The sequence below is a fragment of the Rhizobium sp. CCGE531 genome (genome assembly GCF_003627795.1).
Classification (GTDB): Bacteria; Pseudomonadota; Alphaproteobacteria; order Rhizobiales; family Rhizobiaceae; genus Rhizobium.
The window spans coordinates 266647-289143 of record NZ_CP032684.1 but is presented as its reverse complement, the minus strand read 5'-3'; the positions used below and the strand labels follow the sequence as shown (position 1 = coordinate 289143).

General features: G+C 62.2%; 26 protein-coding genes. 24 read left to right on the top strand and 2 right to left on the bottom strand.

Annotated features, from left to right (window positions below; genetic code table 11):
- Positions 1-60: 60 nt before the first annotated feature.
- Positions 61-696, bottom strand: coding sequence for a TetR/AcrR family transcriptional regulator (locus CCGE531_RS01385; protein WP_120662583.1), 636 nt, complete (start codon positions 694-696; stop codon positions 61-63).
- A 36-nt stretch (positions 697-732) separates the two neighbouring features.
- Here CCGE531_RS01385 and CCGE531_RS01380 point away from each other — a divergent pair, with 36 nt between their 5' ends.
- The 9 genes from CCGE531_RS01380 to CCGE531_RS01340 all read left to right on the top strand — a co-directional run bounded on the left by CCGE531_RS01380 (position 733) and on the right by CCGE531_RS01340 (position 8553).
- Entirely contained in the window at positions 733-1302 is a 570-nt protein-coding gene (locus CCGE531_RS01380; RefSeq protein WP_120666358.1) for an isochorismatase family protein, read from the top strand.
- 259 nt (positions 1303-1561) lie between these two features.
- The gene (gene mepA / locus CCGE531_RS01375; protein WP_120662582.1) at positions 1562-2620 is read left to right on the top strand and encodes a penicillin-insensitive murein endopeptidase; all 1059 of its coding nucleotides are present in this window, start codon (positions 1562-1564) and stop codon (positions 2618-2620) included.
- A gap of 96 nt (positions 2621-2716) precedes the next feature.
- The gene (locus tag CCGE531_RS01370; RefSeq protein ID WP_120662581.1) at positions 2717-3097 is read left to right on the top strand and encodes a methylglyoxal synthase; all 381 of its coding nucleotides are present in this window, start codon (positions 2717-2719) and stop codon (positions 3095-3097) included.
- 34 nt (positions 3098-3131) lie between these two features.
- Positions 3132-4154: a glucokinase gene (locus CCGE531_RS01365; RefSeq protein ID WP_120662580.1), complete on the top strand. Its 1023-nt coding sequence runs from the start codon at positions 3132-3134 to the stop codon at positions 4152-4154.
- A gap of 211 nt (positions 4155-4365) precedes the next feature.
- Positions 4366-6159 carry an ABC transporter ATP-binding protein gene (locus CCGE531_RS01360; RefSeq protein ID WP_120662579.1) on the top strand — a complete coding sequence of 598 codons (1794 nt, stop codon included), beginning with the start codon at positions 4366-4368 and terminating at the stop codon, positions 6157-6159.
- Between the two features lie 14 nt (positions 6160-6173).
- Positions 6174-6998, top strand: a complete 825-nt coding sequence (gene dapB, locus CCGE531_RS01355; RefSeq protein WP_120662578.1) for a 4-hydroxy-tetrahydrodipicolinate reductase — start codon at positions 6174-6176, stop codon at positions 6996-6998.
- Between the two features lie 122 nt (positions 6999-7120).
- Entirely contained in the window at positions 7121-7756 is a 636-nt protein-coding gene (locus CCGE531_RS01350; protein ID WP_120662577.1) for a 2,3-bisphosphoglycerate-dependent phosphoglycerate mutase, read from the top strand.
- A gap of 213 nt (positions 7757-7969) precedes the next feature.
- Positions 7970-8260, top strand: coding sequence for a hypothetical protein (locus CCGE531_RS01345; protein ID WP_120662576.1), 291 nt, complete (start codon positions 7970-7972; stop codon positions 8258-8260).
- Complete coding sequence (locus CCGE531_RS01340; protein ID WP_120662575.1) at positions 8257-8553, top strand: type II toxin-antitoxin system RelE/ParE family toxin; 297 nt, start codon at positions 8257-8259, stop codon at positions 8551-8553. The genes CCGE531_RS01345 and CCGE531_RS01340 overlap by 4 nt, the downstream gene beginning before the upstream one ends.
- A gap of 7 nt (positions 8554-8560) precedes the next feature.
- Here CCGE531_RS01340 and phnF read toward each other — a convergent pair whose 3' ends face one another.
- The gene (gene phnF / locus CCGE531_RS01335) at positions 8561-9295 is read right to left on the bottom strand and encodes a phosphonate metabolism transcriptional regulator PhnF (protein ID WP_120662574.1); all 735 of its coding nucleotides are present in this window, start codon (positions 9293-9295) and stop codon (positions 8561-8563) included.
- 101 nt (positions 9296-9396) lie between these two features.
- On the opposite strand from phnF, the gene phnG reads away from it, so the two are divergent.
- From phnG to phnN, 15 genes are all read left to right on the top strand, one after another.
- A complete protein-coding gene (gene phnG / locus CCGE531_RS01330; protein ID WP_120662573.1) occupies positions 9397-9873 on the top strand; it encodes a phosphonate C-P lyase system protein PhnG in 477 nt (158 codons plus the stop codon).
- Positions 9873-10499, top strand: a complete 627-nt coding sequence (gene phnH, locus CCGE531_RS01325; protein WP_120662572.1) for a phosphonate C-P lyase system protein PhnH — start codon at positions 9873-9875, stop codon at positions 10497-10499. The genes phnG and phnH overlap by 1 nt, the downstream gene beginning before the upstream one ends.
- Before the next feature lie 3 nt (positions 10500-10502).
- The gene (locus tag CCGE531_RS01320; protein ID WP_120662571.1) at positions 10503-11612 is read left to right on the top strand and encodes a carbon-phosphorus lyase complex subunit PhnI; all 1110 of its coding nucleotides are present in this window, start codon (positions 10503-10505) and stop codon (positions 11610-11612) included.
- On the top strand, positions 11609-12535 hold the full coding sequence (locus tag CCGE531_RS01315) for an alpha-D-ribose 1-methylphosphonate 5-phosphate C-P-lyase PhnJ (RefSeq protein ID WP_120662570.1): 927 nt from the start codon (positions 11609-11611) through the stop codon (positions 12533-12535). Before CCGE531_RS01320 ends, CCGE531_RS01315 begins: the two co-directional genes overlap by 4 nt.
- Positions 12532-13308, top strand: a complete 777-nt coding sequence (phnK, locus tag CCGE531_RS01310; protein ID WP_120662569.1) for a phosphonate C-P lyase system protein PhnK — start codon at positions 12532-12534, stop codon at positions 13306-13308. Before CCGE531_RS01315 ends, phnK begins: the two co-directional genes overlap by 4 nt.
- Before the next feature lie 9 nt (positions 13309-13317).
- Positions 13318-14025, top strand: coding sequence for a phosphonate C-P lyase system protein PhnL (gene phnL, locus CCGE531_RS01305; RefSeq protein ID WP_120662568.1), 708 nt, complete (start codon positions 13318-13320; stop codon positions 14023-14025).
- On the top strand, positions 14022-14639 hold the full coding sequence (locus CCGE531_RS01300) for a DapH/DapD/GlmU-related protein (RefSeq protein WP_120662567.1): 618 nt from the start codon (positions 14022-14024) through the stop codon (positions 14637-14639). The genes phnL and CCGE531_RS01300 overlap by 4 nt, the downstream gene beginning before the upstream one ends.
- Positions 14640-14745: 106 nt before the next feature.
- Positions 14746-15300 carry a pyridoxamine 5'-phosphate oxidase family protein gene (locus CCGE531_RS01295; RefSeq protein WP_120662566.1) on the top strand — a complete coding sequence of 185 codons (555 nt, stop codon included), beginning with the start codon at positions 14746-14748 and terminating at the stop codon, positions 15298-15300.
- 224 nt (positions 15301-15524) lie between these two features.
- The gene (gene phnC / locus CCGE531_RS01290; RefSeq protein WP_120662565.1) at positions 15525-16379 is read left to right on the top strand and encodes a phosphonate ABC transporter ATP-binding protein; all 855 of its coding nucleotides are present in this window, start codon (positions 15525-15527) and stop codon (positions 16377-16379) included.
- 95 nt (positions 16380-16474) lie between these two features.
- Positions 16475-17386 carry a phosphonate ABC transporter substrate-binding protein gene (gene phnD / locus CCGE531_RS01285; protein ID WP_120662564.1) on the top strand — a complete coding sequence of 304 codons (912 nt, stop codon included), beginning with the start codon at positions 16475-16477 and terminating at the stop codon, positions 17384-17386.
- Between the two features lie 66 nt (positions 17387-17452).
- Positions 17453-18433 (top strand): phosphonate ABC transporter, permease protein PhnE, encoded by a 981-nt coding sequence (phnE, locus tag CCGE531_RS01280; RefSeq protein ID WP_120662563.1) that lies wholly within the window; start codon positions 17453-17455, stop codon positions 18431-18433.
- Between the two features lie 8 nt (positions 18434-18441).
- Positions 18442-19788 (top strand): phosphonate ABC transporter, permease protein PhnE, encoded by a 1347-nt coding sequence (gene phnE, locus CCGE531_RS01275; protein ID WP_120662562.1) that lies wholly within the window; start codon positions 18442-18444, stop codon positions 19786-19788.
- A gap of 188 nt (positions 19789-19976) precedes the next feature.
- A complete protein-coding gene (locus tag CCGE531_RS01270; RefSeq protein ID WP_120662561.1) occupies positions 19977-20663 on the top strand; it encodes a DUF1045 domain-containing protein in 687 nt (228 codons plus the stop codon).
- 16 nt (positions 20664-20679) lie between these two features.
- Positions 20680-21819 carry an alpha-D-ribose 1-methylphosphonate 5-triphosphate diphosphatase gene (locus CCGE531_RS01265; protein ID WP_120662560.1) on the top strand — a complete coding sequence of 380 codons (1140 nt, stop codon included), beginning with the start codon at positions 20680-20682 and terminating at the stop codon, positions 21817-21819.
- Complete coding sequence (gene phnN, locus CCGE531_RS01260; protein WP_120662559.1) at positions 21816-22421, top strand: phosphonate metabolism protein/1,5-bisphosphokinase (PRPP-forming) PhnN; 606 nt, start codon at positions 21816-21818, stop codon at positions 22419-22421. Before CCGE531_RS01265 ends, phnN begins: the two co-directional genes overlap by 4 nt.
- Positions 22422-22497: the final 76 nt, after the last annotated feature.

The following is a 22497-nucleotide window of genomic DNA, read 5'->3' as shown; positions in this document are numbered from 1 at the left end:
CAAAAAGCAGGACGCAATTGCTCATCTCTTCGCCACGCAACCGATCGACCATTGGCGAAATCAGGTTTTGGAGGCGGCTTCTTCAAGGCGCCGGCGCAGCATCAGGCGCAATTCGCCGACGACGCGCCGATCCTCCCCAGCTTCCGGCTCGTTGGCGACGACGACGGCGATGCGCAGCAGTTCGAGAACGATGCCCGACATCAGCGCAACATCGTCCGATATCGACGGCTTGGCCTGCCGCAGGACACCCGCGATCAGTTCCTTCAACTCGAGGCGCGAACGTGCCTTGCGCTCCTTGGGAATATCGCGGCGGCCGGCAAGCACCGAAAGTTCTGGATACTTCTCCATGAAGACACCGAGCGCATCGAAGATCGCCTCGCCGCAATCGGCTGCCGAAAGGCCGGCGCTGCTTTCCGCCACTTCCCGAAGCCTGGTCTTCAATCGCTCCAGGCGTTCGATATGCAGCGCCTCGGCAAGCAGCGGCTTGGTTGGAAAGAACTGATACAACGAGCCGATGGAAGAATTCGCCTCGGCGGCAATCTCCGTCATCGTTGCCGCGTCATAGCCCTTGCGCGCAATGACCTTTGCCGCCGCGTCCAGCAGAATGACGACGCGCTCATGGCCGCGCTGCCGCTTCGGCGTGCGCGTCTTCAATTCTTCACTTGATTTTTGTGAGGTTGCCCTCATATTTTCCATTGTGAGGATACCCTCATGTTTATCTCGGAGCCCCAGATGTCACTTTACGATCCCAAAACCACCGCTCTCGTTTCCATCGACCTGCAAGGTCTCGTTCTCAGCCGGCCGCTCGCGCCCTACCCTGCCGAGCAGATCGTCGCCAATACGGTCGCCATCGCAAACAAGCTGAAGGCCGATGGCGGGACGACCGTTTTCGTAACGGTCGGATTTTCCTCGGACTATGCCGACGCTGTCAATCAGCCGACTGACGAAACCTTCGCGCTTCCCCCAGGAGGTTTGCCGCCGGCCGCGCTCGAAGCTCCCCCAGAGATGGCGGCGCTGACGCCTGATGTCGCCATCGTCAAGCGCCAGTGGAGCGCCTTCTACGGCACTGAACTCGATCTGCAGCTTCGCCGCCGTGGCATCAGGACGCTGATCCTGACGGGCGTCGCCACCAATTTCGGCGTGGAAGCAACCGTGCGAGACGGCTATGCGGCAAATTATGCCGTGATCGTCGCCGAAGATGCGGTGACGACCCTTTCGCAGGAGATGCAGGATTTCGCCTGCACGAGAGTGCTGCCCCGGCTGTCGCGCATTCGCAAGACGGCGGAGATCCTGGAGAACTGATCGGTCCGAAGCGACGGCAGGGTCATGAGAAGGTGGTCGCTTGTCGGCCACTGGAGCATTTCCAGGAAAAGTGCGCAGCGGTTTTCTGTCCGGAATGCGTAAAAACAAGACGATAGAGTGTTTTCGCGATTCGAAGAAAAGCGGAGATACTCTAGCGATTGCCGCGGATTAACTTCCATCCTTTTTCAGGATAATCTCGCCGCAAATCACTTCGGCCCAAATCACTTCGGATCACGCCGACCGCCTTTCAAGGATATGCATGACTTCACCTCTGGCTCGCTCCCTTCGAACAATCGGCACATTCTCTCTCGCGACCATGATTGGAATGGGTCTTATCGCCGGCGATGCGCTGGCGCAGCAGGCAACACCCTCGCCCGGCAGCGCCAAGGCGGTCTTCGGAGCCGTGACGCTGCCGACGCAGGGGGCGCCGCAATCGATCGGTTTCTATGCCAAGGGTTGCCTTAGCGGCGCGGTTGCGCTGCCCGCCGACGGCCCGACCTGGCAGACCATGCGCCTGTCGCGCAATCGTCGCTGGGGTCGGCCCGAGATGATCGACCTCTTGGAGCGCCTGTCGCGCGATGCGGCCAAGAATGACGGCTGGCCGGGTCTGCTCGTCGGCGACATCTCGCAGCCGCGCGGCGGCCCGATGTTCAACGGCCATGCCTCGCATCAGATCGGCCTCGATGCCGACGTTTGGCTGACGCCGATGCCACGGCGCAAGATGACGGCCGACGAGCGCGAAGCCCTGCCCTTCACCACCATGCTCGCCAAGGACAAGTTCCTGACGATCAACGACAAGGTATGGACGCCGGCGCATGCCCGCCTGCTCATGCGGGCGGCGAGCTATCCCGAAGTCGAGCGCATCTTCGTCAACCCGGCGATCAAGAGGAAGATGTGCGAGACCTGGACGGGTGACCGCACCAATCTCGGCAAGCTGCGGCCGGAATATGGGCACGACTCGCATTTCCACATCCGCATCCGCTGCCCGGCCGGCTCCGTCGGCTGCACGCCGCAGGCGCCGGTTGCCGCCGGCGACGGCTGCGACAAGCCGCTCGCCTGGTGGTTCGGTCCCGAGCCCTGGGCAAAACCAAAGCCAAGCACGAAACCTCCGGTCAAGCCGCGCGAGGTCATGGTTTCCGATCTGCCCAAGGCCTGCCAGGCGATAGTGGCGGCACCATCGGTCGCGTCGGCTCGCGCCGCCACCTTTGGCGCCAAAGCTGCCGATGCAGCAGCGGAAACGGACGCATTGCCTGTCTCTGGGCCTGCCTCCGGATCTGTCTCCGGCGACATGCCGCCCGGCCAAATCCCGCAGCAATGAGGCCGGAAACCTCCTTGCCGGTGTAGTCTTTTAAAAAGGGCCTCCTTGGTATAGAAGGCGGATAAATCGATTGAAAATACGGGCGGAGCAAGATTCATGGCCGGCAGCAAATGCATCGCACTGATCGCGCATGATCAGAAAAAGGATGCGATGGCGGAGTTCGCGCGGCGCTACCAGGCAACCCTTGCCGATTGGAAGATCGTTGCGACCGGCACGACGGGCGGTCGCGTGCTTGATGCCTGCCCCGACCTCAAGGTCACCCGCCTGAAAAGCGGGCCGCTCGGCGGCGACCAGCAGATCGGCGCGCTCATCGCCACCGGCGAGATCGACATGCTCGTCTTCTTCATCGATCCCCTCACCCCATTGCCGCACGACGTCGACGTGAAGGCATTGACGCGGCTTGCCGTTCTCTACGACATTCCGATGGCGCTCAACGAATCCACCGCCGAGCGGCTGATCAAAACACTGAACCATTAATCCGCCTTGCCGGCGGCAGACCACGGACCTGGCCATGCCCGAGCTCAATCACAGCGATGCCCCCCTGCCTTTCCCAATCCTGATCGGCGATATCGGCGGAACCAATGCGCGTTTCTCGATCCTTGCCGATGCGGGCTCCGAACAGGAGCATTTTCCGGTCGTCCAGACGGCGAATTTCGAGACGATCGACGATGCGATCAAGCAGATTCTCGAGAAGACCAAGATACGCCCCCGCGCCGCGATCCTTGCCATGGCCGGGCCTGTTCAGGGCGATGAAATTCCGCTGACCAACTGCGACTGGGTAATCCGTCCGAAGACGATGATCGCCAATCTCGGCATCGAGGACGTACTCGTCATCAACGACTTCGAGGCGCAGGCCCTGGCGATTGCCGAGATTTCCGACGAACATCGCCAGACAATCGGCGAAGCCTCTGGCAACATGACCGCCTCGCGCGCCGTACTCGGGCCGGGCACGGGGCTTGGCGTTGGCGGCCTGGTTCATACCCAGCATCAATGGGTGCCCGTGCCGGGCGAAGGCGGCCATATCGATCTCGGGCCGCGCACGGAACGCGACCTGCAGATCTGGCCGCATCTGGAACCCATCGAAGGCCGAATCTCGGCCGAGCAGGTGATCTGCGGCCGCGGCCTGCAGAACCTTTATCATGCCATCTGCGCGGCTGACGGCGTCGAGCCGAGCCTGAAGGAACCGGCTGATATCACCGACCACGCGCTTGCCGGCACCAATGCACAGGCCGATGAGACGCTGACGCTGTTCGTCACCTATCTTGGCCGCGTCGCCGGCGATATCGCCATGATCTTCATGGCGCGCGGCGGCGTCTATCTTTCCGGCGGCATCCCGCAGAAGATCCTGCCGGCGCTTCAGAGGCCGGAATTCCGCGCCGCCTTCGAGGACAAGGCGCCGCACACGGAAATGATGAGGACGATCCCGACCCATGTGGTCATCAATCCGCTGGCGGCGCTTTCCGGCCTTGCGACCTATGCCCGCAAGCCGACGAGCTTCGGCCTTGCCACAGAGGGCCGTCGCTGGCGAGGTTAACCGCTTGCCAAACAGCCGATGGCCCGCCAAAACATCCGGCGCGCCATGCCTTTTTGAAGGGGCCGCCTTCCTCTATAATGGGTTCGGCTCCGTGATCGGCCTTAACCAGCGCGGCAAGCCGTGTCTAGCCAAAGCCGTGCTAACTCTTTAATAGAGCCGCGGAAGCACGTGCCATATGCGGCTCGCTTGGTTCAAGACAGGAAGCCGATTATTGAAATTGCCTGACCCGAAAAGCAAAAGCGTCGACAGCGAAGCCATCACCGGGATGCTGAAGCGCATTGTCGCTGAGAACGGCCGCGATCACATCTGGGGCTATTCGGTCGCGATATTTTGCCTCGTTGTCGTCGCGGCGTCCACGGTGACTATGGCCGCGGTCATGAGGCCGATCGTCAACGGAGCTTTCTACGAGCGCCGCGCCGAAGTCATGTGGCTAATTTGCCTCGCGATCCTCGCAGCTTTTATCGCACGTGGTTTTGCGGGTTATTTTCAATCGGTCATTCTGTCCAAGATCGGCAATGACATCATTGCCCGCTATCAAAGGCGCCTCTATGCGCATCTGATGACGCTGTCGGTGGGCTTCTTCAGCGAAGCCCGTTCGGCCCAGGTTGCCGCGCGGGTAAGCCAGAACGTTTCCGGTATCCGCGATGTGATGAACCTTGTCATCACATCTACGGCGCGAGACTTTTTGTCATTCGTCTTTCTACTCGGCAATATGGTCTATCAAGATCCGATGCTGAGCCTGATATTCTTCGTCATTGCGCCACCTGTATTTCTTGCCTTGCGCCACATTTCCAGGCGCCTGCGCGCCGTCACGCGCGAGGCGGTCATCCTCAACAGCCGCGTCCTCGGCGCGATGCAGGAGACGATTCAAGGGGTTTCCATCGTCAAAGCTTTCACGATGGAACGCGAGCTCGAGCGCAAGGTCGACAAGCTGATTACGGCGGCGGAAAATCGGCAAAACCGCATCGCCCGTATTTCCGAGCGTAACGGTCCGTTGATCGAAACCGTCGCCGGCTTTGCCGTTGCCGGTGTATTTGCTTATGCAGCCTATCGTTCGATCTACCAAAACGTACCGCCGGGCGCCGTTTTCTCTTTCATCGTATCGCTGCTGCTCGCCTACGATCCGGCGCGGCGCCTTGCCAAGCTGCAGGTGCAGCTGGAACGCGCGGTCGTCAATGCGCGGATGATCTACGAACTGCTCGACATGGAACCGCGCCAGCGCGATCTGCCCGATGCCAAGCCATTGGTCGTAACCGACGCCCGCATCGAATTCAAAGACGTTCATTTCGCCTATGGCGACGAAGCCGTCCTGTCCGGTGTCAATTTCACCGCCGAGGGCGGGCAGACGACGGCGCTGGTCGGCCCTTCCGGCGCCGGCAAGTCCACCGTCATCAATCTCATTCCACGCTTCTACGATCCGAAAGCCGGCAGCATCTTCATCGATGGGCAGGATATCGCGCATGTGACGAAACAATCGTTGCGAGAGCAGCTCGCCTATGTTTCGCAGCAGCCCTATCTCTTCGAAGGCACGATCCGCGACAATATCCGCTACGGGCGCCCGGAAGCGACCGATGCCGAGATCAAGGAGGCGGCTCGCCTCGCCTATGCGCATGATTTCATCGAGGCGCAGCCGATGGGCTACGATACGCCTGTCGGCGAAAACGGCGTGACGCTTTCCGGCGGCCAGCGGCAGCGCCTGTCGATCGCGCGCGCCCTTGTGCGCAACGCGCCGATCCTGCTTCTGGACGAGGCGACCTCGGCGCTCGACACGGAATCCGAGGCGGCCGTGCAGAAGGCGCTGGAAGAGGCGATGAGCGGCCGCACCGTCGTCGTTATCGCGCACCGCCTGTCGACGGTTGTCCGCGCCGAGAAGATCGTCGTCATGCAGAACGGCCGGGTTGTCGAGGAAGGCAACCACGAGACGCTTGCGACGGCCGACAATGGCCTCTACGCTCGGCTCAACAACCTGCAGCTACCGGCCATATCAAGCAACTCCCGCAAATAGACGATAGAGACGACATGAGCGACGATGCGATGAAGCTGGTGGTGGTTGGCGCGGCGGGCCGCATGGGACAGGCTCTCATCCGCCTCATCCACGCGACCGACGGTGTAGCCCTGCATGCAGCTGTCGCCCGTCCCGGCTCCCCCTTCATCGGCAAGGACGCCGGCGAGATCGCCGGGCTGGGGCCGATCGGCGTTTCCGTGACGGACGATCCGCTTGCCGCTTTCCTCCATGCCGAGGGCGTCATCGATTTCACGACGCCGGCAACCAGCGTCACTTTTGCCGGCCTTGCCGCGCAGGCGCGCATCGTCCATATCATCGGCACGACCGGCTGTTCGGACGAGGACGAAACGAAGCTCACGGCGGCTGCACGCCATGCCCGCATCGTCAAATCGGGCAATATGGGCCTCGGCATCAATCTCCTGAGCGTGCTTGTCGAGCAGGCGGCGCGCGCACTCCCCTCGAACGATTGGGATATCGAAGTGCTGGAGATGCATCATCGCCACAAGGTCGATGCGCCCTCGGGCACGGCGCTGCTGCTCGGCAAGGCAGCCGCGAAAGGCCGCGGTGTCGATCTCAACGACAATTCGGTGCACGTGCGCGACGGTCATACGGGTGCGCGTCCCGCCGGTACGATCGGCTTTGCGACGCTGCGCGGCGGCGGCGTGGTCGGCGATCACTCAGTGATCTTCGCCAGCGAGAGCGAACGGCTGACGCTGTCGCACAATGCCGGCGACCGCTCTCTCTTCGCGCGGGGCGCGCTGCAGGCAGCACTCTGGGCGCGCGACAAGAAACCCGGCTTCTATTCCATGCTCGATGTCCTCGGGCTTTCCACACGTTGATCCAATCCTGGAGCGGTTCGGCACGGAACCGCTGAACCGCTCCAGCCTTTTATTGTCTCGCAATTCCGGACGGAAAACCGCTACGCACCTTTCCTGGAATTGCTCTAGCAAGGAGAAATTTTATGAGCGGCACTCTCGTTCTCGTTCGCCACGGGCAGAGCGACTGGAATTTGAAGAATCTCTTTACCGGCTGGAAGGATCCCGATCTGACCGCGCTCGGCATCGAAGAAGCCAAAACGGGCGGCAAGGCACTGGCCGGCTACGGCATCAAGTACGACGTCGCCTTCACCTCGGTGCTGACGCGCGCCCAGCACACGCTTGACATCATCCTCGATGAAATCAGCCAGCAGGGCCTCGAAACCATCAAAGACCAGGCGCTGAACGAGCGCGATTACGGTGATCTCTCCGGCCTCAACAAGGATGACGCCCGCGCCAAGTGGGGCGAAGAGCAGGTTCACGTCTGGCGCCGCTCCTACGATGTTCCGCCGCCCGGCGGCGAGAGCCTGCGCGACACCGGCGCCCGCGTCTGGCCCTATTACCTGACGGAAATCCTGCCACGCGTGCTTGCCGGCCAGAACGTGCTGGTGGCCGCCCACGGCAATTCGCTGCGCTCGCTCGTCATGGTTCTCGACCGGCTGAACAAGGAGCAGATCCTAGCGCTGAACCTCGCGACCGGCGTGCCCATGGTCTACAAGCTCAAGGCCGATTCCACCGTCGCCTCGAAGGAAGTCCTCGGCGACATGTCCGGCGCACATTGAGCGCATCAGACTAGCTATCCCCGGAATAGCCCCTCACCCTAGCCCTCTCCCCGTAAACGGGGAGAGGGGACGACCTCTTCTACGGAGAGCTCTCGAATCTTGTGAGGTTGAGATGCGACGATGGTGCGTCTTTCCTCCTCGACAGTCGCATGAGGGTAGAAAGCTGACCGAGATGTGTTACATTGTAGTTCGCACGTAACACATAGGCTGAACATGACAGACGCGACATTTACTTTCCGGGTTGAAGAAGACCTGAAGGCGGCCTTCAGCGAAGCTGCGAAAGCGCACGATCAAACCGGCGCGCAGTTGCTCCGGGCTTTTATGCGCGATTATGTGAAACAGCAGCAGAATGCGGCCGAATATGACGCCTGGTTTCGCCAGCAGGTTCAGGCCGGTCTAATTTCCGCCAATGCTGGCAACCTCATTCCTGACGACGACGTAGACGCTGAATTTGCAGCCTTGCGAGAGGAAACACGCCGCAAACTCAGCGGGCACTCTTCGTGAAACTTGCTTGGACTCCCGAGGCAAGGGCTGACCGACGCGCCATCTATACCTATATCGAGGCGGAGAACGCCTCCGCGGCAATCGCTCTGGACGAGCTCTTCGCCAAACGGTCGAAACAGCTCCTTGCCCATCCAATGGCGGGCCGACCCGGCCGCATATCCGGGACACGAGAACTCGTCGTACATAGAAACTATCTGCTGGTTTACGACCTCACAGACGAGATGGTGCGCATAATCCGTATTCTTCATGCAGCACAGCAATGGCCGCCGAACGATTTTCAGCCGATTTCCTAGCTCGGCGTCAATTCTCGATCGTAAAACGTACCCTGTCGGCGGCGAAGCGGGAAATCGAATATTGCACCGGCACATTGTCGAGATCGGTGTTCAGCGCCTGCGTAATCAGGACAATGGCGCCTGGAGATAATTGCAGATCGGCGAGATCGCTCTCGTCGGCATGCGTCGCGGTGATTTCGGTGATGACGCGCACATAATCCGGAACGCCAAGCTCCCGAAACGCCTTCGTGATCGATCCGGTGGTCCGATAGATCTCGGCGATGTCACCGAAGCGATCGGCCGGAAACCAGCTGGTGGCGCGCGATACCGGGCGATGATCCGCCTGACCGAGCGTCTCCAGCCGCACGAGGGGAGCGCCGGTTTTGATCTTGAGCTGCCGAGCCAATTCCGTGCTCGCCGCCTCTTCGCCCGTGGCAAGCAGGACGCTGCGGGTCTCGCGCACCTGATCGCCGATCCCTTGCGAGAACCGCGTCCGCTTCGAGATGGGGAAGCTCAGGCGTTCCTTGCGCTCGATCAGCGTGCCGCGTCCCTGCACGGCCCTGACGATGCCTTCCTGCGCCAGTGCCGCAAGCGCGCTTCGGATGGTGTGCCGGTTGACGCCGAACTGCAGCGCCAGCGCCGTTTCCGGCGGCACCATGCCCGTCTCGTCGAAATCCCCGTGATTGATGGAGACGCGAATCCGGTCGGCGATCTGCCGCCAGAGCGCCACGCCCGTCTGCCTCTGTATCTTCTGCCCCGCCATCTCGCCCACTTGCCCTGTCACACGCTTGTCACGACTCGCTAATAGATATAAGACTATCTTGTATGGTTGTCTATATCAATAGACATTTGAAGGAAGGCGCGATGAATTCAGCACAAAGGCAGGAAGCGGCCGCCCAGGAGCGTCGGGAACGCAAGCGCGTCGCCGATCTTCTGGCGCAGGCAGAGCGCGACGAGCTAGAGGCAGCCTGGGAAGCATTGCCGAGCAAGCCGGCGGCACAGCCGGTGCGCGGACCTGAGACGGGGCTTGTCATGGTGCGCGGCCGCATCGGCGGCGGCGGTTCCCCCTTCAACCTCGGCGAAGTCACGGTGACGCGCGCCACTGTCCGGCTGGCATCCGGCGCCATCGGTCATTCGCATGCCCTCGGTACCGATCGGGAAAAAGCCAGGCTTTCGGCCGTCTTCGACGCCCTGTGGCAGCAATCGGCCACGAGGGACTTCGTCGAGAAGGCAATCCTGCAGCCAGTCGCCGAGCGCATCGCCGAATATGACCGCAAGCGCGCCGAAGAGACGGCCGCGACCCGCGTCGATTTCTTCACCATGGTTCGCGGAGAAGATTGATGAGCCTTTTCAGCACCCCAACCTTCGGCAACGAGGCCCTGACCGGCGGCTTCAGCGACCCGGTCTTCGACGCACAGAGCGTCTTCAAGATGACGATGGACGCCATGGCGCGTCCAGGCACCCTGCAGACCGTCACGGCCGACATCGCACCGCCTGCACCGCTCGGTATCGCCGCCGGTGCGATTGGTCTCACGCTTTGCGACCATGACACGCCGGTCTGGCTTTCCACCAGCCTTGCAAGATCGAGCCTGCCGGAATGGCTGGCCTTCCACACGGGCGCGCCCGTCATCTCGGAAAGGCTGGAGGCGCATTTCGCCTTCGTCGAAGCCGGCATGGCGCTTTCCTCCTTCAGCCAGTTCGGCATCGGAACCCAGGAATATCCGGATCGTTCGACGACGATCGTGCTGGAGATCGAAAACCTGGAAGGCGGCAAGGACCTGGCGCTTTCCGGCCCGGGCATCAAGGATGTGACCATGATCGCCCCGATCGGACTGCCGGATGCGCTGCTGCGCATCTGGAACGACAATCGCGCGCTTTTCCCGCGCGGCGTCGATCTCGTTCTGACGGCGGGCCGGCAATTCCTCTGCCTGCCGCGCACCACCAAGATCACCGCGACGGAGATGTGACATATGTATGTTGCCGTAAAGGGCGGCGAAGCCGCCATCGCCAATGCTCACCGCCTTCTGGCCGACCGTCGCCGCGGCGACCGCTCGCTGCCGGCTGTCGGTATCGACCAGATCGTCGCGCAGCTCGCGCTTGCCGTCGATCGTGTCATGGCCGAAGCCTCGCTTTTTGACCGCACGCTGGCAGCGCTTGCCGTCCGCCAGGCGCGCGGCGATATGATCGAGGCGATCTTCCTGCTCAGAGCCTATCGCACGACGCTGCCGCGCTTCGGCTATTCCCAGCCGCTCGACACCGCCGTCATGAAGATCGAACGCCGCATCTCCGCGACCTACAAGGACCTGCCCGGCGGCCAGCTTCTCGGCCCGACCTTCGACTATACGCACCGCCTGCTCGATCCGAGTCTTCTGACCGATGAGCCGGTGGACGAGCCGATGCAGCGGCCGGCGGAAGAAGCCCGCGTCATCCGCGTTTCCGAAATTCTCGACCAGGAAGGGTTGATCGAAGGCGACGGCATCATGCCAGTCGATCATGAAATCGGCGATCTGACGCGCGAACCGCTAGAGTTCCCGATGACCCGCGATCTTCGCCTGCAGGCGCTCGCCCGCGGCGACGAAGGCTTCCTGCTGGCGCTCGGCTATTCGACGCAGCGTGGCTACGGCCGCACCCATCCCTTCACCGGCGAAATCCGCATCGGCGAAGTGGAAGTGGAATTCGAGGTGCCGGAACTCGGCTTTGCGGTCTCGCTCGGACGCATCCAGGTGACCGAGTGCCAGATGGTCAACCAGTTCAAGGGTTCAGCCAAGGTGCCGCCGCAGTTCACCCGCGGCTACGGTCTCGTCTTCGGCCAGAGCGAACGCAAGGCCATGGCGATGTCGTTGGTCGACCGCGCGCTGCGCGCCGAAGAGCTCGGTGAAGACATCACCGCGCCGGCGCAGGACGAGGAATTCGTCATTTCGCACTCCGACAACGTGCAGGCGACCGGCTTCGTCGAACATCTGAAGCTGCCGCACTATGTCGACTTCCAGGCCGAACTCGACCTGGTGCGGCGCATGCGCCGCGAATTCGAAGTCGCCCGCGATAGCGGCATGGACCCCATGACGGAGGCAGCCGAATGACCGAACTCGCCACCTACAACTTCGCCTACCTCGACGAACAGACCAAGCGGATGATCCGCCGCGCCATCCTGAAGGCGATCGCCATTCCCGGCTATCAGGTGCCCTTCGCCTCCCGCGAAATGCCGATGCCTTACGGCTGGGGCACCGGCGGCGTGCAGCTGACGGCCGCCATCATCGGTCCGGAAGACGTGCTGAAGGTCATCGACCAGGGTGCTGACGATACGACCAACGCCGTCTCCATCCGCGCCTTCTTCCAGAAGGTCGCCAATGTCGCCGTGACCACCCGCACCGACGAGGCGACGATCATCCAGACGCGCCACCGCATCCCGGAAGCCAAGCTCGGCCCCAACCAGGTGCTGGTCTATCAGGTGCCGATCCCCGAGCCATTGCGCTATCTGGAGCCGCGCGAGACCGAGACGCGCAAGATGCATGCGCTCGAGGAATACGGCCTCATGCATGTGAAGCTCTACGAGGATATCGCCCGCAACGGCCGCATCGCCACCACCTATGCCTATCCGGTCAAGGTTGCCGGCCGCTATGTGATGGACCCGTCGCCGACGCCGAAGTTCGACAACCCGAAAATGCATCTTTCGGATGCGCTGCAGCTTTTCGGCGCCGGCCGTGAAAAGCGCATCTATGCCGTGCCGCCATACACCGAAGTCGTCAGCCTCGATTTCGAAGACCATCCGTTCGAGGTACAGCGCTTCGACAAGCCCTGCGCGCTCTGCGGCGCCGAGCAGGTCTATCTCGACGAGGTGATCCTCGACGACAAGGGCGGCCGCATGTTCGTCTGCTCCGATACCGATTTCTGCGAGGACCGTCGCGCCCACGGCCATGCCGGCACCATGCTGGCGTCAAATGGGCTGGCTCCAAATGGGCTTGCAGCCGATGGACTGCCTGGTAGCAAGGAGGCCGCCGAATGACCGACACACCCCTTCTGAAAGTCAAGGACATCTCGAAGTTCTACGGCAGCCGCATCGGCTGCCGCGACGTGTCCTTCGAACTCTGGCCCGGCGAAGTTCTCGCCATCGTCGGTGAATCCGGCTCCGGCAAGACGACGCTGCTCAACTGCATATCGACGCGACTGCTGCCGACCACAGGCAGCGTCGAATATCACATGCGCGACGAGACCTATCGCGATCTCTTCCGCATGAACGAGGCCGAGCGCCGCTTCCTGATGCGTACCGACTGGGGCTTCGTGCATCAGAACCCGGCCGACGGCCTTCGCATGACGGTTTCGGCCGGCGCCAATGTCGGCGAGCGGCTGATGGCCATCGGCAACCGCCACTACGGCAACATCCGCAACACGGCCATCGACTGGCTGGGGCGGGTCGAAATCGACGCCGACCGCATCGACGACCAGCCCCGCGCCTTTTCCGGCGGCATGCGCCAGCGTCTGCAGATCGCTCGCAATCTGGTGACCGGCCCGCGCCTCGTCTTCATGGACGAGCCGACCGGCGGCCTCGACGTTTCGGTGCAGGCGCGCCTGCTCGATCTCGTGCGCGGCCTCGTCAACGATCTCGGCCTGTCGGCGATCATCGTGACGCACGACCTTGCCGTCGCCCGGCTTCTGTCGCATCGCATGATGGTGATGAAGGACGGACAGGTGATCGAACACGGTCTCACCGACCGCGTGCTCGACGACCCCCGCGAACCCTATACGCAACTGCTGGTCTCTTCGATCCTGCAGGTCTGAGGAAGAAACATGGCAACCCCACTCGTCGTTTCCGAAGTCTTCAAAAGCTTCACCATGCATCTGCGCGATGGCCTTCGCCTGCCCGTCGTCGCCGATGTCTCCTTTTCCGTCGCCTCGGGCGAATGCGTCGTGCTCGGCGGCCCGTCCGGCATCGGCAAGAGCTCGCTCCTGAAGATGATCTACGGCAACTATGCCGTCGACAGCGGCCAGATCCTCGTGACGCACAAGGGCAGGATCGTCGATCTCGCCACGGCCGACCCGCGCACCGTGCTCGACGTCCGTCGCCATACGATGGGCTATGTCAGCCAGTTCCTGCGCACCGTGCCGCGCGTCGCCGCCATCGATGTCGTCGCCGAACCGCTGCTGGCGCGCGGCGTATCGGTGAGCGATGCCCGCGACAGGGCGGCCGAACTGCTGGCACAGCTGAACCTGCCAGAAGAGCTCTGGCAATTGCCGCCCGCCACCTTCTCCGGTGGCGAGCAGCAACGCGTCAACATTGCGCGCGGCTTCATCACCGACCACGGCATCCTGCTGCTCGATGAGCCCACGGCCTCGCTCGATGCCCGCAACCGGGCCGTCGTCGTCGAGATGATCGAACGGAAGAAGCAGGGGGGCGTCGCCCTTCTCGGCATCTTCCACGACGAAGAGGTGCGCGAGGCTGTCGGCAGCCGCATTCTCGATGTCTCGCAATTCTCGCCGCGGAAGGCCGCCGCATGAGCCGAAAATTGGGCGAGACGCCCTACATCAGCCCGTCCGCGAGCGTCAACAATTCGGCGCTCGGCCGTTACACCGAGGTCTCCGACCGCTGCCGCATCGACGAGGTCGAGATCGGCGATTATTCCTACATCATGCAGGATGGCGCGGTCTGGTGTGCGACCATCGGCAAGTTCGTCAACATTGCCGCCGCCGTGCGCATCAACGCCACCAATCATCCGACATGGCGCGCCACGCTGCATCACTTTACCTATCGCGCCGCCGACTATTGGCCGGATGCCGATATGGAGAGCGATTTCTTTACCTGGCGGCGCGACCATCGCGTCGTCATCGGCCATGACGTCTGGATCGGCCACGGCGCCACCATCCTGCCGGGCGTCAAGGTCGGCAATGGCGCCGTCATCGGCGCGGGCGCGGTCGTCTCCAAGGATGTCGCTCCCTACGCGATCGTCGGCGGCGTGCCCGCCAAGCTGATCCGCGAGCGTTTCACGCCCGAGGTCGGCGCGCGCATGGACAAGCTTGCCTGGTGGGATTGGGATCACGACCGCCTGCGCACCGCGCTTGCGGATTTCCGCGCCCTCTCGGCGGAGGATTTTCTGGATCGCCACGCCGCTTGAGAACGGTTTTCATCCAAACCCGGCCATCCAAATCGCGCTTGCAAGGCACTGACGGGCGATCCAGCTTTCAGACGATCCCTGTAGTTGGGGATCGAGAGGAGTTTTCATGGCGAAGCAGTTTTCCAGCATCGACGACCGGCTGCGCGATTTCATCGCGCGGCAGCACATCTTCTTCACGGCATCCGCAACATCGGATTCCCGTGTCAACGTTTCGCCGCGCGAAACGCTGTGCCTGCGCATCATCTCCCCGAACATCGCCATCTATCTCGACCGCACCGGCAGCGGCAACGAGACCTCGGCCCATATGAAGGCGGACGGCCGGCTGACCATCATGTTCTGCGCCGTCGAGGGACCGCCGATGATCCTGCGCCTCTACGGCCGCGGGCGGATCATCCATCGCCCCTCCGCCGAATACCGGGAATTGCTGCATGATCACTATGCCGACGAAGAGCCGTTGGGCGCGCGGCAGATCGTGCGACTGGACATCGATCTCGTACAAACTTCCTGCGGTTTCGGCGTGCCGCTCTTTACCCATGAAGGCGAAAGGTCGAGCCTTGATCAATGGGCCAGAGCCAAGGGTCCCGACGGCATTGAGGAATACCGGCGTGAGAAGAATGCCTTCAGCATGGACGGCCTGCCGACAGGCATGTTTGACGGCTAAACTTAAGGGAAAGCTCTCAGCCGGCTAATCTTGCAGAATCGCCGGGAATTGTAACAGCAGTTACATAAAACTGACATTGGAGCTTCATGAAGCGGGACTAATCGGTTGCCTTGTGGTCGGCGCCAGCCCCCTCGAAACTCCTTTCGAGACAGGGGCACGCGCCCATTCTTAGCATTCGGTACCGCTAAAATTTTGCAGCCAGGCAGCCGCGAAAGGGAAACACTATGTTCGAACTCAGGAATGTCTCGCGCCGGTTTGGCAACAAGCTCGCTGTCGATTCCGTGACTTTGGACATACCGCAGGGACAGATGGTCGGTGTCATCGGCCGTTCCGGCGCGGGCAAATCCACGCTGCTGCGCATGATCAACCGCCTGGCCGACCCGAGCTCCGGCTCCATCCATTTCTCCGGCGTCGAAGTCTCCAAGCTGACCGGCCGCGCGCTGCGCAGCTGGCAACGCGATTGCGCCATGATCTTCCAGCAGTTCAACCTGGTTCCGCGCCTCGACGTGCTCACCAACGTCATGCTCGGCCGCCTGAACCAGCGCTCTACCGTGCTGAGCCTTCTTTCCGTCTTCACCCGCGAGGAGCGCATCGAGGCCATCGCCGCGCTGGAACGCCTCGGCATCGAGCAGACGGCGCTGCAGATGGCCGGCACGCTTTCCGGCGGCCAGCAGCAACGCGTCGCCATCTGCCGCGCGCTGATGCAGCAGCCGAAGATGATGCTGGCCGATGAGCCGATCGCCTCCCTCGACCCGCTGAACGCCAAGATCGTCATGGATGCGCTGCGCGATATCAACGAGCGCGAAGGCATCACCGTCATCACTAACCTGCACACGCTGGATACGGCCCGCAACTATTGCGAACGAATCGTCGGCATGGCAGCCGGCCGCGTCGTCTTCGACGGCAAGCCGGCCGATCTGACGGCCGCCGCCGTCAAGGAAATCTACGGCACCGACAAGGACGGCGCCGGCATCGACGAAACCATGACGTCGACCTCCATCACCATTGCCGATCCGGCCGCGCAAGCCGCGGCGACTGAATCCGCCGGCCCGCAACCGCTGGCACTGGCCGGTCTCTGAGAGGGACGGCCGGGATCGAGGGCCCGCGTCAAGGGCGCATTTCTTCTACCAGACCGAAGGCATCCGGGGACACCGGTTAATCAGGAGACGAACCCATGTTGAAGAAAGCACTCTTTGCCGCTACGGCGCTCGTCGCGCTCGCAGCCGGCGCTGCTGCCAACGCTGCAGACCTCAAGGAATTCCGCGTCGGCATTCTCGGCGGCGAAAACGAAGCCGACCGCCTGCGCAACTATGCCTGCCTTTCCGATCACCTGAAGAAGGAATTCGGCTTCGAAAAGGTATCGCTGTTCCCGGCCGCCGACTATAACGGCGTTATCCAGGGCCTGCTCGGCGGCACGCTCGACTTCGCCGAACTCGGCGCTTCCGGTTATGCAGCCGTCGCCATCAAGGATCCGAAGGCCGTCACCCCGATCCTGACCACGCAGCAATCCGACGGCTCGACCGGCTATTACTCTATCGGCCTGGCGCTCAAGTCCTCCGGCATCAAGACCATCAAGGATGCCAAGGGCAAGAAGCTCGGCTACGCCGATCCGGACTCCACCTCGGGCTATCTCGTTCCGCTGACGCAGATCCCGAAGGACACAGGCGCTCCGAACGACAAGTTCTTCGCCTCGACGCAGTTCAACGGCGGCCATGAAAACAACCTGCTCGCCGCCTATGACGGCAAGGTCGACGTCGCCGTCGACGATTCCTCGGGCATCGGTGATTTCAAGGACGGCTACACCTCCGGCACCTTCCGCAAGGAAGTCGACAAGGGCGCAGTCGATCCGAACAAGCTCGTCGAAGTCTGGCGTTCGCCGCTGATCCCGAACGGCCCGCTCGTCGTTCGCAATGCGCTCGGCACCGAATGGCAGGCCAAGCTGGCCGACTTCTTCCTGAAGCTGCCGGCCACCGACGCCAAGTGCTTCAACGCCGTCGAAGGCGGCGACTTCAAGGGCTACGTCAAGGTCAAGCCGGAATTCTACAACGCCGTCATCGAAGTTCGTAAGGCTGCCATCGGCGGCTGATCCGCATTCCGAAAATTGGGCGGCCGGCGACGGCCGCCCTTTTGCTATTCACAGAGGCAAGATTTCATGACGATCGCCGATACGCAGCTGAAGATGCAAAGCGCGCCCCAGAGTGCCAGGGATATCGGTGACGCCTGGAGCAAGATGGTGGCCAAGCGCCGCCTCTACACCGGCATTGGCCTGGTTGTCCTGCTCGTTGCCTTCGTCAGTTCCGTCCGCTTCGCCGACGAAAACAATGCCGGACACTTCTTTGACCGCCTGCCGCATCTCTTCGATTTCCTGAGCTGGCTCATCCCCAAGGATTGGAGCGATGTCTACCGGGCGCTCTTCGACCTGGCGAGCCCCAACGGCGCGAACGGCGCCGGCGGCGAGGAGTTCAACTTTCCGCTGGGGCGCATCTACGTCTGGGGCGATTTTTATATTCCAGAATATTTCGAGCTGATGATCATTACAATCAACGTGGCGCTGGTATCGACCATCATCGGCTTCGTGTTTGCGGTGCCTCTGAGCTTCTTCGCCGCCCGCAACATGTCGCCGTCCAATCCGGTCCGCCTGGTGACGAAGCGCATCATGGAATTTCTGCGCGCCTTCCCGGAGATCGTCATCGCCGGCCTGTTTTCCGCGATCCTGTCGATCGGCCCGATCGCCGCCATCATCGCCGTCGGCCTGCATACGATCGGAGCGCTCGGCAAGCTGTTCTACGAAGTCGTCGAAAATATCGACATGAAGCCTGACGAGGGCATGCGCGCCGTCGGCGCGAGCTGGACGGAGCGCGCCCGCTTTGCCGCCCTGCCGCAGGTGCTGCCGAATTTCATGTCCTACGCGCTGCTGCGGCTCGAGATCAACGTTCGCGCCTCCACCATCATCGGCGCCGTCGGCGGCGGCGGCATCGGCGAGGAGCTGAAGCTTTCGATCTCGCGCGGCTTCGGCGCCAAGACGTTGGCGCTGGTGCTGCTTCTCTTCCTGACGATCATTGCCGTCGACCAGTTTTCCGCATGGCTCCGCCGCCGTCTCGTCGGCGAACATGCCTTCCTTTTGCAGCATTGAGGTTGCCCATGTCCGTCATCGACGCCAGCCGTATGCAGGAAATCGAAGCGCGTTATCCGGAGATGCTTCACCGGTCCTTCCGCCAGCGCTTCGGCGCGCTGATGATCCTCATCGGCGTGATCCTCTACGGCTTCTATGCCGTGTGGTTCTTCAACCTGCCGAAAGTCATTGCGGAAGCGCATTGGGAGCGCGTCGGCATCTATCTCAGCGAATGGATCAGCTATGACGTGCAGCCGGAATTCCGCATCTCCGGCGACAAGATCAGCATCAAATATCCGCGCTTTTCGCCGCTGGGCGACAACCCGCACCCCGATTGGGTGAAGACCGCGCCTGACGGCAGCATGACTGTTTCGGTCAGCGGCACGAGCCGCACCGTTACGATTACCAAGACCCAGGCCATTCTGACGGCGCATGGCGCCACCATCCCGATCGATATCACCGGCGACGTGCCGAAGATCGTCGGCTCTGAGCCTGTGCCGAACTGGATGACCGTCTATGACGACAACATCCTTGCCAACATGGGCTTCGCCGGCGATGTCAGCATCTCCACGGACCGCGTGAAGATCCGCAAGCGTTTCATCGGCTGGGCCAATTTCGTCTTCGACACGCATTCGCCCTTCTTCGACAAGCCGGCGAGCGAGGTCATCGGCCTGATCGTCTCCGGGCCGCGGCTTGAGCCCGACCAATCCAATCTCTCGCTGGCCTTCGACAATATCTGGAACAATGGCGCATGGCAGCATGGCGACGTCTGGACCAAGCTGTTCCAGACCGTCGTCATGGCCTTCCTCGGCACGCTGCTCGGCTCGCTGGTCGCCTTCCCGCTCGCCTTCCTGGCCGCCCGCAACATCACGCCGAACCGGCTGCTCAATCAGGTGCTGAAGCGCTTCTTCGATTTCCTGCGCTCGGTGGATATGCTGATCTGGGCGCTGTTCCTCACCCGCGCCTTCGGCCCCGGCCCGCTTGCCGGCAGCGGCGCGATCTTCCTCACCGAAACAGGCACGCTCGGCAAGCTCTATTCCGAAGGCCTCGAGAATATCGACAACAAGCCGCGCGAAGGCGTGAAATCCACCGGTTCGTCGGCGATCCTCGTGCATCGCTACGGCATCGTGCCGCAGATCGTGCCCGTCATCGTCAGCCAGACGCTCTACCAGTGGGAATCGAACGTACGCGGCGCGACCATCATCGGCGCCGTCGGTGCCGGCGGTATCGGCCTCAAACTTTGGGAAGCGATGCGCACCAACGCCAACTGGGAAAACGTCGCCTACATGGTGCTTTTGATCCTGATCGTCGTCTTCCTGTTCGACGCCGCATCCAACGCCTTGCGCTCGCGGCTGATGGGTACGCGGGTGAGATAAAAAGAGCCAAGAAAAATCTTTACGCATCATCATTCTGTCACGGGAATCCGGTAGCGCAGGCCGGCAAGACCGTAGCGTTCGAGCCGGCTTTAGCCGGATTCGAACCGTTGCTGCCTTGCTGCTCTTGCGGTTTGTCGCAAATCACCCAACAGTGTCCCGCGCAGCCGATTTTTCCAAGGAATGCAGCCTTGCGCTATGCTCTCTATTTCACGCCGCCCAAAGACGATCCTTTGACTTCGCTTGCCGCTCTCTGGCTGGGACGCGACGCATTTTCCGACGAGATTTTTTCCGACAAGGCCATCGGCCCCGTGCCGGCAGGCCATGCCGAACTGACGGCCGATCCGCGCCGCTACGGCTTTCATGCCACGTTGAAGGCACCCTTCGAGCTTGCCGGCTCGGTGACCGAGCGCGATCTCCTTGAGGTGGCAGCCGAATTCGCCGCGCAGACCAAGGCTTTCACCATTCCGCAGCTGGTGCTTGGCCAGCTCGGCCATTTCTTCGCGCTCGTGCCGGGCTCGCTCTACCAGCCGCTGCAGGATTTCGCCTCGCGCGTGGTCAAGACCTTCGAACCATTCCGCGCACCGCTTTCGGATCATGATATCGGCCGGCGCCAGCCGGAGGGCCTGACCGAGCCGCAGCGTGCCAATCTGCTGCGTTGGGGCTATCCTTACGTCAATGACGAGTTCCGTTTCCACATGACCTTGACCGGGCGCGTTCCGGCCGAGCGCCAGGCCGAGATGCACGACGTGCTGCGCGAGCGCTTCGCCGACCATACCGGCAAGCCGCTCGACGTTTCCGGCCTCGCCGTCTTTATCGAAGAAGAGCGTGGCGCTCCCTTTACCGTCCGTTCCTGGCTGCCGCTCTCCGGCGCCTAACAGTGAAAGACCCGACATGACCAAAGAAACCGTCCTTTCCAACGCCCGCATCGTCCTCGAAGACAGGATCGTCGAAGGTTCCGTGCTGATCCGTGACGGTCGCATCGCCGGCATTTCCGAAGGCAAATCCGCTATCGGCGAGGATTTCGAGGGCGATTATCTGATCCCCGGTCTGGTCGAGCTGCATACCGACCATCTGGAAGCGCATTATTCGCCGCGCCCGGGCGTGCGCTGGAACAAGACGGCGGCGATCCAGGCGCATGACGCCCAGATCGTCACCTCGGGCATCACGACCGTGTTCGACTGCCTGCGCATGGGCTCGGACGAGGACGGCGGTTTCGAAAAAGGCGAGATGCGTGATATGGCCGACGCCATCCAGGCGGCTCAAAGCGAAGATCGCCTGCGCGCCGATCACCTGATCCATCTGCGCTGCGAAGTCTCCTCCGACAACGTTCTCGATCATTTCCAGGATTTCGAGAAGGATCCGTATGTGCGCTTGGTCTCGCTGATGGACCATGCGCCGGGCCAGCGCCAGTTCCAGACCATGGATCAGTACATTTTCTACTATCAGAAGAAGCGCGGGCTCAGCGACGAGGCTTTCGCCCGTTTCGTGGCCAAGCGCCAGGAAGAATCGGCCAAATACGCGACGCCGCATCGCGACGCGATCTCCAAGGTCTGTGCCGAGCGCGGCATTACGGTTGCCAGCCATGACGACGCGACGCTCGCCCATGTCGACGAAGCGATCAATTACGGCGTTCGCCTGGCGGAATTCCCGACCAGCATCGATGCTGCGAAGGCTTCGCACGGCGCCGGCATGAGCGTGCTGATGGGCGCGCCGAACATCGTGCGCGGCAAGTCGCATTCCGGCAATATCGCCGCCCGCGATCTGGCCGAGCTCGACGTGCTGGACGTGCTTTCCTCCGACTACGTGCCGCTCAGCCTGCTGCATGCGCCCTTCATCCTCGCGGACGAAGTCGAGGGCATTTCGCTGCCGCGGGCGATCGCCATGGTCACGGCGACGCCGGCAAGGACCGTCAGCCTGAACGACCGTGGCCGCATTGCCGAGGGCCTGCGCGCCGATCTCGTGCGCGTCCGTCGCGATCATGGCGTGCCCGTCACGCGGTCTGTCTGGCGGGAAGGTCGGCGGGTCGCATGAGCGCGGACGTCAATATCAAGCCGGCTAATGTCGGCCTGGCGAATACGACGGCGGGCACGCTCGCCGTGGTCGTCGGCCCGAGCGGCGCCGGCAAGGATACACTGATGAACCTCGCCGCCCGGCATTTTGCTGGCCGGCCCGACGTCCATTTCGTCCGCCGTGTGATCACGCGTGACGGCGATGCCGGCAACGAGGACCACAGAAGCGTTTCCGAGGCCGACTTCGATGCGATGGAACAGGCCGGCGCATTTGCCGTCTCCTGGGAAGCACACGGCTTGAAATACGGCATTCCAGCTGATGTCTTCGATGAGCTTGCTCGTGGCAATCTGGTCATCGCCAATGGCTCGCGCTCGGCCTTGCACCACTTCCAGGCCGCATTTCCACGGCTGAAGGTCATTAATATCACGGCTACACGTGAGGTGTTGGCCGAGCGCCTGATGGCGCGCGGACGCGAGAGCCGCGAAGATGTGCTGAAGCGCCTGGAAAGAAGCGCGCTGACGGTTCAAGGCAGCTACGACGTCGCCGATATCGACAATAGCGGCACGCTCGAAGAGGCCGAACGCGCGATCGTTTCGGTGCTGGAAGCGTTGATTGGGAAGTAAGCATCCGGTGTCCGGCCCGGATCATCGAGACGTATCTCTATCCATGCCAAATCGCCGATCTCTCACCGCCTCATGC

Coding starts and splice junctions, on each gene's coding strand:
- CCGE531_RS01385 (WP_120662583.1), bottom strand. CDS start 696: ATGGAAAATATGAGGGCAACCTCACAAAAATCAAGTGAAGAATTGAAG.
- CCGE531_RS01380 (WP_120666358.1), top strand. CDS start 733: ATGTCACTTTACGATCCCAAAACCACCGCTCTCGTTTCCATCGACCTG.
- mepA (WP_120662582.1), top strand. CDS start 1,562: ATGACTTCACCTCTGGCTCGCTCCCTTCGAACAATCGGCACATTCTCT.
- CCGE531_RS01370 (WP_120662581.1), top strand. CDS start 2,717: ATGGCCGGCAGCAAATGCATCGCACTGATCGCGCATGATCAGAAAAAG.
- CCGE531_RS01365 (WP_120662580.1), top strand. CDS start 3,132: ATGCCCGAGCTCAATCACAGCGATGCCCCCCTGCCTTTCCCAATCCTG.
- dapB (WP_120662578.1), top strand. CDS start 6,174: ATGAGCGACGATGCGATGAAGCTGGTGGTGGTTGGCGCGGCGGGCCGC.
- CCGE531_RS01350 (WP_120662577.1), top strand. CDS start 7,121: ATGAGCGGCACTCTCGTTCTCGTTCGCCACGGGCAGAGCGACTGGAAT.
- CCGE531_RS01345 (WP_120662576.1), top strand. CDS start 7,970: ATGACAGACGCGACATTTACTTTCCGGGTTGAAGAAGACCTGAAGGCG.
- phnF (WP_120662574.1), bottom strand. CDS start 9,295: ATGGCGGGGCAGAAGATACAGAGGCAGACGGGCGTGGCGCTCTGGCGG.
- phnG (WP_120662573.1), top strand. CDS start 9,397: ATGAATTCAGCACAAAGGCAGGAAGCGGCCGCCCAGGAGCGTCGGGAA.
- phnH (WP_120662572.1), top strand. CDS start 9,873: ATGAGCCTTTTCAGCACCCCAACCTTCGGCAACGAGGCCCTGACCGGC.
- CCGE531_RS01320 (WP_120662571.1), top strand. CDS start 10,503: ATGTATGTTGCCGTAAAGGGCGGCGAAGCCGCCATCGCCAATGCTCAC.
- CCGE531_RS01315 (WP_120662570.1), top strand. CDS start 11,609: ATGACCGAACTCGCCACCTACAACTTCGCCTACCTCGACGAACAGACC.
- phnK (WP_120662569.1), top strand. CDS start 12,532: ATGACCGACACACCCCTTCTGAAAGTCAAGGACATCTCGAAGTTCTAC.
- phnL (WP_120662568.1), top strand. CDS start 13,318: ATGGCAACCCCACTCGTCGTTTCCGAAGTCTTCAAAAGCTTCACCATG.
- CCGE531_RS01300 (WP_120662567.1), top strand. CDS start 14,022: ATGAGCCGAAAATTGGGCGAGACGCCCTACATCAGCCCGTCCGCGAGC.
- CCGE531_RS01295 (WP_120662566.1), top strand. CDS start 14,746: ATGGCGAAGCAGTTTTCCAGCATCGACGACCGGCTGCGCGATTTCATC.
- phnC (WP_120662565.1), top strand. CDS start 15,525: ATGTTCGAACTCAGGAATGTCTCGCGCCGGTTTGGCAACAAGCTCGCT.
- phnD (WP_120662564.1), top strand. CDS start 16,475: ATGTTGAAGAAAGCACTCTTTGCCGCTACGGCGCTCGTCGCGCTCGCA.
- phnE (WP_120662563.1), top strand. CDS start 17,453: ATGACGATCGCCGATACGCAGCTGAAGATGCAAAGCGCGCCCCAGAGT.
- phnE (WP_120662562.1), top strand. CDS start 18,442: ATGTCCGTCATCGACGCCAGCCGTATGCAGGAAATCGAAGCGCGTTAT.
- CCGE531_RS01265 (WP_120662560.1), top strand. CDS start 20,680: ATGACCAAAGAAACCGTCCTTTCCAACGCCCGCATCGTCCTCGAAGAC.
- phnN (WP_120662559.1), top strand. CDS start 21,816: ATGAGCGCGGACGTCAATATCAAGCCGGCTAATGTCGGCCTGGCGAAT.